The sequence below is a fragment of the Shewanella chilikensis genome, from assembly GCF_002836945.1.
Classification (GTDB): domain Bacteria; phylum Pseudomonadota; class Gammaproteobacteria; order Enterobacterales; family Shewanellaceae; genus Shewanella; species Shewanella chilikensis.
The window spans coordinates 116,262-123,477 of the sequence record NZ_NIJM01000005.1; the positions used below are offsets into that span (position 1 = coordinate 116,262).

The following is a 7,216-nucleotide window of genomic DNA, read 5'->3' on the forward strand; positions in this document are numbered from 1 at the left end:
GTGCTAAGTTGGTGCAAACATCGCAGCTATGTCGGATTGGCAGTTTTGAGCTCCTGAATTGATAAAAACAGCATACAAAAACGGCGCCTAAGCGCCGTTTTGTCCGATAAGACAATGTGGCTCAATCCTTGAGGCCGTGTACCTTGTCGACACCGTTATTACGTCCCTCGGCATGACAGATGGCGCAGCTTTCACTGCCGCTCTGATACACAGGTCCACCACTGGCATCTTTTTGGAAAACGCCACCGAAGGCTTCGGCATGGCTGGCCCATTTATCCACCTGGATATGGCAGCCACCACAGGCTGCAACCGTTGGCGAGTATTCAGCCAACTGGCCTTTCTCGGTGGCGCCGGGAGTGGCGACCAACACGGAGGCGCTTTGGCTCAGGCCTTCCAGTGTAAGCTGACCCTTGCTATGGCAGGCGCGGCAATCATTGGCTGGCTTGGGATAAGTGGCCGCCTCTCTATCGCCACCCATACCGGCTACAGTACGGGTACCACTGTGCAGCGAATGCACCATTTCCCTGTAATTCAGACTGTTATTCAGGGTACGGACCGCTTTTACTTGATCCATGCCCGGAGTATGTTTCAGCCCGGCATTCAGGTACATATTGGTGCCATTGTTGTGGCAGTCGTTGCAGCTCTTATCAGTCAGGGCCGTGGCACCTTGAGGCGCATGACAACTGCCACAACTGTCATTAGCTGGCTGGAAATGACTGGCCAGCGTATGAGCGCTGACAACCCGCTGCTGCATATCGCTGTCATGACAGCGCTGGCAAGCGGTTTCATCAGCAATGGCTTTGCTGCTCGCCGGAGCGCCGGTGAGCGACAATGCGTTCTCGGCAATCACCTCGATGCGGGTAGAGTTGGTATCGCAAGCCACCGCAAAGCCTGTATTGGGATCGGCGCAGACAAGCAGTTTCGCCCGAACCCGAGTCTTGTCCAGCTCACCGAAGTCCGCTATCTGAAGCGGGCCTATGGCGGCGCTGAGACTGTGCCCCTGCATGGCAAGGGTGACGTCGTCCCCAGGTTTGGCCAAATTCCAAATCTTGTGCTGACCATTGTTGAGCGGACGATTAAGCGGCTCGGGATCGCCACTGACGGTCAGCCACAAAGACTCAATAGCCGGATCATCAGTCGGCAGCCGTCCTTGACTTCGATAATCCAGGCCGATATTCAGCTTGTCGCCATCGATAGCGGCAGCGGAGATCGTAAAGGCATACTCCTGTTTGATGAGTTTACTTGTCTTGCCAAGGCTCAAGTGGATTTTACCTGCGCCTTCTGGATTGCTGGCATCCGGATGGCAGCCTGAGCAACTCTGTTGCCATCCTCTGGGGAAGAGTTCTCTATCGTGGAATAAAGCACTGGCACTGCCATTCCAGTCATCCGGGGCATCTTTACTGTGACAGCTCAGGCAGCTGTTACTGCCGGGAATAAAGTATTGGTTGGCTTGCGGCGCCGCATCAGGAATATGACAGCTCTTACAGTCGTTGATATCACCTGGATAGTGCAACTGGCTGTAGTCATATTCATGGCCTCGATAGCCAACGACCTTATAATCGGCCTGGTGAATTTTGTGAGTCAGGGTCGCCATATCAAGCGCCGAGCCGGTTTCAGGGTCGCCTGAATAGCTGGTGTGACACATAACACAGCCTTCAAAGGCAAAACGCTTACTGCCGTGCATTAACAAACGCGCCTCACTGTTATCCCTGTCACTGCCGTGGCAGCGATAACATGCTTGCTGCTGATCCATCAGTACCCGGCTGTCTTCGGCTGCGGCGGCTTGGCCGGTTGCAGGAATAAAGTCATAGACACTGTTGATCAGCATACTGCTCGGGGAACTGTCGGCAGCGGGTTTGAGTTCAAGATAGACCCTGTGAGTCTTATCACTCTCATACTGGGTATCTAGCCCTTCAAAGCTTGGGTATTGATTGAGTGCCTTGCTGAATTGATAACGGTAACGCCCCTGGCCTAAGCTTTGCAAACAATCGAGTTTACAGTCACTCTCAATCCCGGCTTGCCACTGTGCTGCGGCCTTTGCTGTTGCCCCTGTTCCCGGCTCAACCAGTTTATTGATATAGCTTATCCATTGGGGGGCGCGGCTTATTTCATAGCGTCCCTCCACTGGCTTTGAATCGCCGTACATGGGCTGAGCGCTGCCCAATTTGGCTATGCCCATGGCCAAGGCTGAAACCTGTTCCAGTTGTTCCAGCCCTGTCACGGCAACACCGTTGGAGTCGCTTAAGAAAAAGTCGACCGAAACCCGGGTTTGCTCATCTATGGTGACGGCTTCGATATTGGCCTGCAGTGATTTGGCTTTGGCAATATTGATCCCCACTTCGCCCGGAGGACCCACTTGGCCGTCATCGCCATCGGAACATGCAGCCAATAAGCAAACCACCAGTGGAGATAGTTTCCACCAGGCGTTTTTAGGCTTGAATTTCATCATTTCCCATTCCTTTAAGTTTTTAGATTCTGTCGGGATTTCTAATTAGGAATGTATGCGAGGCTTAATCTATTTGATTTGAATAATTTGTCTGTGACCATCGTCAATATGTTCCAGCTATAACTGATAAGCGCAGGTTCAGTCTAAATTGTGTTTTTCTATTTTTAGAAGATTGTAATTTTAATATTTGATTGTGGTTTTAGATAATGAGATTGACTGACTTGCCTGTGAGTAAATGTGACTCAGATTGGGAAAAAATGTCTGGATTTAATTAGCATGAGTCGTCGGGTTTTTGGTGTATGCATATTTAAATAATATTTCTTAAACTAATTAAGGAACGCAATATGATTACCAGACGAGGAATGCTGAAAGGGAGTATGGGAGCTGCCGTAGGCACTGTCTATGGTGGAACGCTTATCAGCTTTCTTACCGGTTGTGGCAGCGACAACGACAGCGATGAAAAGGTTGAGGTGTTACCCGGTGGATTGATGGTGGTTAATCCGGTTATCTGCGTCAGTTGCCGTCGCTGTGAAATCGCCTGTGGCTGGAACCATGAAGGCGATTGCAGCCCAACCCTGGCAAGGGTCAAAGTCGAACACAACATGAACTATGGGCCTCATGGCGTGCAGTTCAATTACACAGAACAGCGGGGGGAATGCGGCGACCGCACTGTGGTGCCGGCCACTTGTCGCCATTGTGAGGTTTGTACAGAGGTCTGTCCGCAGCAGGCTATTTCAACTCATCCGGAAACCGGCGCTAAAGTGATAGATGAAAAGCGCTGTGTCGGCTGTGGTTATTGTGCCGATAAATGTCCGCAACAAGTGATCAAAGTTGTGCGTAGCAAAATGAAAGCCGTGAAGTGTGATCTGTGTCAGGGCGAACCGGCTTGCGCCCAGGTTTGTCCAACCGGTGCGATTAAGTTTTATACCTGGGAACAGGCGGAAGCTGCACTCGAACAATATGAAAAATATACTGGCCTGATCGGTTAATGAGGTAATAGAAAATGACAGATAAACTTGGTGGATGGGCCGGTAAAGTATTAAGAGTTAATTTAACAACCGGTGATATTACAACAGAGTCAACCGATAAGTATCATGATTATATTGGTGGTATGGGGATAGGCTATAAGATTCTTTGGGATGGCCATAAAGATAATATTAAGGCCACAGACCCTGAAAATATTATTGTATTCTCCGCCGGACCATTAACCGGTTCCGGGGTGATTTGTACTGGTCGTACTACTATTACTTCCCGCAGCCCAGTGATTAAAGATCATCTGATTTCTGATGGACATTTCGGTGGTCACTTTTCACCGGCAATGAAATATGCTGGATTTGATGCCATCGCCATTGAAGGTCGCGCCGCTGCACCGGTATGGCTCAGAGTTGAAGACGGTAAAGTTACATTGGAATCAGCCGCCGCGCTCTGGGGTAAGGGGATTTTTGATACCCACGCCATGATAGCCGAAATGATGGGCCCCAATGCCCAGGTGGCAGCCATAGGCCAGGCGGGGGAGAATCAGGTGCCCCTGTCAGTGATTATGACTCAGGGTGGACATTCTGCCGGAGGCCATGGAGCTGTACTAGGGTCAAAGAACTTCAAAGGGATAGGCATCATAGGTACAGGGGCTGTGGCCATTGCCGCCGATAACACCAACATGCGTCGGCTCGATGACCATATTCTGGGGATTATAGGCGCCAATAACCAAGGGGTTGTGCCTTCTACTCCGCAGTCCTGGGCCGAATATTCCAATGGTATTAGCCGCTGGAAGGCGCGTCCCGGACTTAAATGGGGGCAATCGGATCAGCAGATTGAGCTGGGCGAGGTGCCTTGGAATGAACGTAACAAGGTAGGCTTCCGTACCTCAATGGCCGAGATGTACTTCGGTGAAGAGTACGCCAACAAATGGATGAAGCGTACCGGTGGCTGCCATGCCTGCCCCATTCGCTGCTTCTGTGAACTAAAGGTGCCTGAGCTGAAACAGAAATATGGTCGCAAGAGCGAACATATCTCCAACGTCTGCATGGGATTCCTGGCGCCTCAGTATCTGATGGATACCAAGAAGGGCTCGGAAGAACATGCTATGACAGGTGCGCTGGGTGGTAACTTGATCGACGATTACGGCATCTGGTGTAACTATGGTCTGATTTCGCACCTGTTCAAGTACCTCAAAAAACACGATATGTTCCAATATCTGTTGCCTAAAGAGGAGTTTGACAGCATCCCATGGGATCTGTGGGACAAGAAAGATCCGGCGTTTCTTATCGATTTTTACCGCCGTATCGCCTATCGCGAAGGGGAAATTGCCCATATGGCCGATGGCATGTCGGATCTCATTGAGCGCTGGAAACTGGATGGACGTAATCCGGATCTCGGTTATTGGGATATCCACAAAGAATCCTCGGTGAAAATTTTCAATAAGAAGACCAACGCCGCTGTGCACCATGCCAGTGAGACCGCAGGGCAGGTGGGCACCCTGATCAACATGGTGTTCAACCGCGATGCTCAGTGTCACTCCCATATCAATATTGTTAACTGTGGCTTGCCTCAGGATATGATAGAAACCATAGCCGCCGAATTCTGGGGCGAAGGGGCCTTTGATAAGGTGAAATGGTATACCCCAATAAACCCGGCCAAGGTTAAGTTCGCCAAGTGGTCTTTGGTGAAAAATGTGCTGCACGACTCATTGACTCTCTGTAACTGGATGTTCCCCTTGCTGGCTTCGCCGGACAAGAATCGTAACTATCGCGGAGACAGCACCATAGAATCCCAGATGTTCTCTTTGGTCACAGGTAAAGAAGTGACTGAGACTGAGCTCGACTTTATGGCCGAGCGGGTACTGCATTTGCACCGGGCGCTGACCATCATTCAAATGAATGAGATCAATATGCGCAATGAGCACGATGTGCTCAGTGATTGGGTTTACGACCTGGATCCCGACAAAGCCTTCGGCGATGAAGGCACCATCAAGATGGACAGGGACGATATTCAAAAGGCGTTGGATATGTTCTATGACGATTTTGGTTGGGACAGGCAAACCGGGGCACCGCTGAGATCAACCCTGGAAAAATTCGGCCTGGGTTATGCCGCCGATGCGCTGGAGGCCCGTGGCTTGTTGCCGGGATAAAGCATGCTGGAACTGGTGGACTTTATCCGGTTGTTCAGCCAGCACGGACGTCTGGTTTCCCTGCCGCAGCTGTTGGCTGTGGCAGGGGATGACACAGAGAAGGCTGTGGATGCGGTACAAGAGTATATCCGTTTGATCCTGGCGCCTGAACACAGGGATCTGAAGATGCGTGTATCAGAGGGAGAACACTTTTTCTATTCAGACCGTTACATGGTCGACAGCTATGCCAACCGTTGGTTGGCACTGCAACGCGGCGAGGTTGCCGCGACCCTGGCGCAGCAGATCCGCGAAGCCAGTTGTCGCCATACCGCTGTGCTTGAGGCTTCGGTTTTGGGGTATCCCCCTTATAGCCTGGATGTCGAAGCGCAGCAAGCGCTGCGACAACAGTTGCTGGCGATGCCGGAATATGACGACATACGCTATGACATAGGCAACGATGGCAAGGGGTATTACTTCTCCACCGATGGTCTGAGTCCTGAATATGCCAGAGTGCTCGCAGACTACGACCCGTTTGAATGGTCATGCTGAGCCCGGAAGTCTGATGCCTCCCTGCGGGCGTGCTCCCGAGCATCAGACATCCGGGCGAGGCACTTATCCCGGGCTCCAATGCCCGGGTTTTCTTATCCTCTGCCGTCAAGCTCACAACATAAGCCTGTTCTCACAGTGCATTTTGCCGCAATGAGTGGAATAATATCGCCATTCGCTTTCTGGGAGGCAAACAGTGAACCGAGCGGTTTTTTTGGATAGAGATGGTGTAATCAATGTCGATCACGGCTATGTACATCAAATAGATGATTTTGAATATATCGAAGGCGTCTTCGATGCTTGCCTGGCGTTGAAGCAACAAGGCTATAAGCTGGTGGTGGTGACCAATCAGTCGGGGATTGCCCGTGGGCTCTACACTGAAGAGCAGTTTGCCAGCCTGACTGAATGGATGGATTGGAACTTTGCCGACAAGGGCGTGGATCTCGATGGTATCTATTACTGCCCGCACCATCCGGAGAAGGGCATAGGTGAATACAAGCAGGATTGTGACTGCCGTAAACCCAAGGCAGGAATGATCAACAGTGCTGCCAGTTTTCTTAAGCTGAATCTTGCTGCCAGTGTAATGGTTGGTGACAAGGCTGATGATATGCGCGCCGCCAAAGCGGCGGGGATCCCGGTGCGGATCCTGGTCAGAAGTGGCAAAGAGGTGACTCAGGAAGCCATGGATGAGGCGAGCGTAGTACTGGATAGCATTGCCGATGTACCTAAATATCTGGCATCACTGGCCTAATTTGGCGGATTATCGGACTTCTTGGTGTAATAGTAATCACTCGAAGGCTTTGATAAGAAAAATCGCCTTTTAGGGGTTGCGCAAAAATTCAGGCTCCCTATAATGCGCAACCACTGACCCGCGACAGGGTCTGGAAGTCAAAGATTCAAGCATCGAATGCTTTAAGTTGAAATGCTTGGCTGGCTTCTTTTGCTCTTTAACAATATATCAAGCAATCTGTGTGGACACTCACAGGCATTGAGAAATCGACAAAACGATTTAACTCGATGAAGAGTGTTCATACGTCGGAGGCCAAGCGGTCTTAGGAAGACAATTCGTATCCGCAACTCCTTGGCTCACAGAACGACATGGCTACGATCCGACTTCT

The 7,216-nt window shown here is 50.9% G+C and carries 5 protein-coding genes; 4 read left to right on the forward strand and 1 reads right to left on the reverse strand.

Going from position 1 to position 7,216, the window contains the following annotated elements; genetic code table 11:
• Nucleotides 1-121: 121 nt before the first annotated feature.
• On the reverse strand, nucleotides 122-2,449 hold the full coding sequence (locus CX651_RS03185; RefSeq protein WP_101053456.1) for a multiheme c-type cytochrome: 2,328 nt from the start codon (nucleotides 2,447-2,449) through the stop codon (nucleotides 122-124).
• A 341-nt stretch (nucleotides 2,450-2,790) separates the two neighbouring features.
• On the opposite strand from CX651_RS03185, the gene CX651_RS03190 reads away from it, so the two are divergent.
• The 4 genes from CX651_RS03190 to gmhB all read left to right on the forward strand — a co-directional run bounded on the left by CX651_RS03190 (nucleotide 2,791) and on the right by gmhB (nucleotide 6,849).
• A complete protein-coding gene (locus CX651_RS03190; protein ID WP_039035623.1) occupies nucleotides 2,791-3,435 on the forward strand; it encodes a 4Fe-4S dicluster domain-containing protein in 645 nt (214 codons plus the stop codon).
• 14 nt (nucleotides 3,436-3,449) lie between these two features.
• Entirely contained in the window at nucleotides 3,450-5,573 is a 2,124-nt protein-coding gene (locus CX651_RS03195; RefSeq protein WP_101053458.1) for an aldehyde ferredoxin oxidoreductase, read from the forward strand.
• A gap of 3 nt (nucleotides 5,574-5,576) precedes the next feature.
• The gene (locus tag CX651_RS03200) at nucleotides 5,577-6,101 is read left to right on the forward strand and encodes a hypothetical protein (protein ID WP_071237957.1); all 525 of its coding nucleotides are present in this window, start codon (nucleotides 5,577-5,579) and stop codon (nucleotides 6,099-6,101) included.
• A gap of 193 nt (nucleotides 6,102-6,294) precedes the next feature.
• On the forward strand, nucleotides 6,295-6,849 hold the full coding sequence (gmhB, locus tag CX651_RS03205) for a D-glycero-beta-D-manno-heptose 1,7-bisphosphate 7-phosphatase (protein WP_101053460.1): 555 nt from the start codon (nucleotides 6,295-6,297) through the stop codon (nucleotides 6,847-6,849).
• Nucleotides 6,850-7,216: the final 367 nt, after the last annotated feature.

Excerpts from the sequence above, each read along its gene's own strand:
- CX651_RS03185 (WP_101053456.1), bottom strand. The coding sequence starts at position 2,449 with ATGATGAAATTCAAGCCTAAAAACGCCTGGTGGAAACTATCTCCACTG.
- CX651_RS03190 (WP_039035623.1), top strand. The coding sequence starts at position 2,791 with ATGATTACCAGACGAGGAATGCTGAAAGGGAGTATGGGAGCTGCCGTA.
- CX651_RS03195 (WP_101053458.1), top strand. The coding sequence starts at position 3,450 with ATGACAGATAAACTTGGTGGATGGGCCGGTAAAGTATTAAGAGTTAAT.
- CX651_RS03200 (WP_071237957.1), top strand. The coding sequence starts at position 5,577 with ATGCTGGAACTGGTGGACTTTATCCGGTTGTTCAGCCAGCACGGACGT.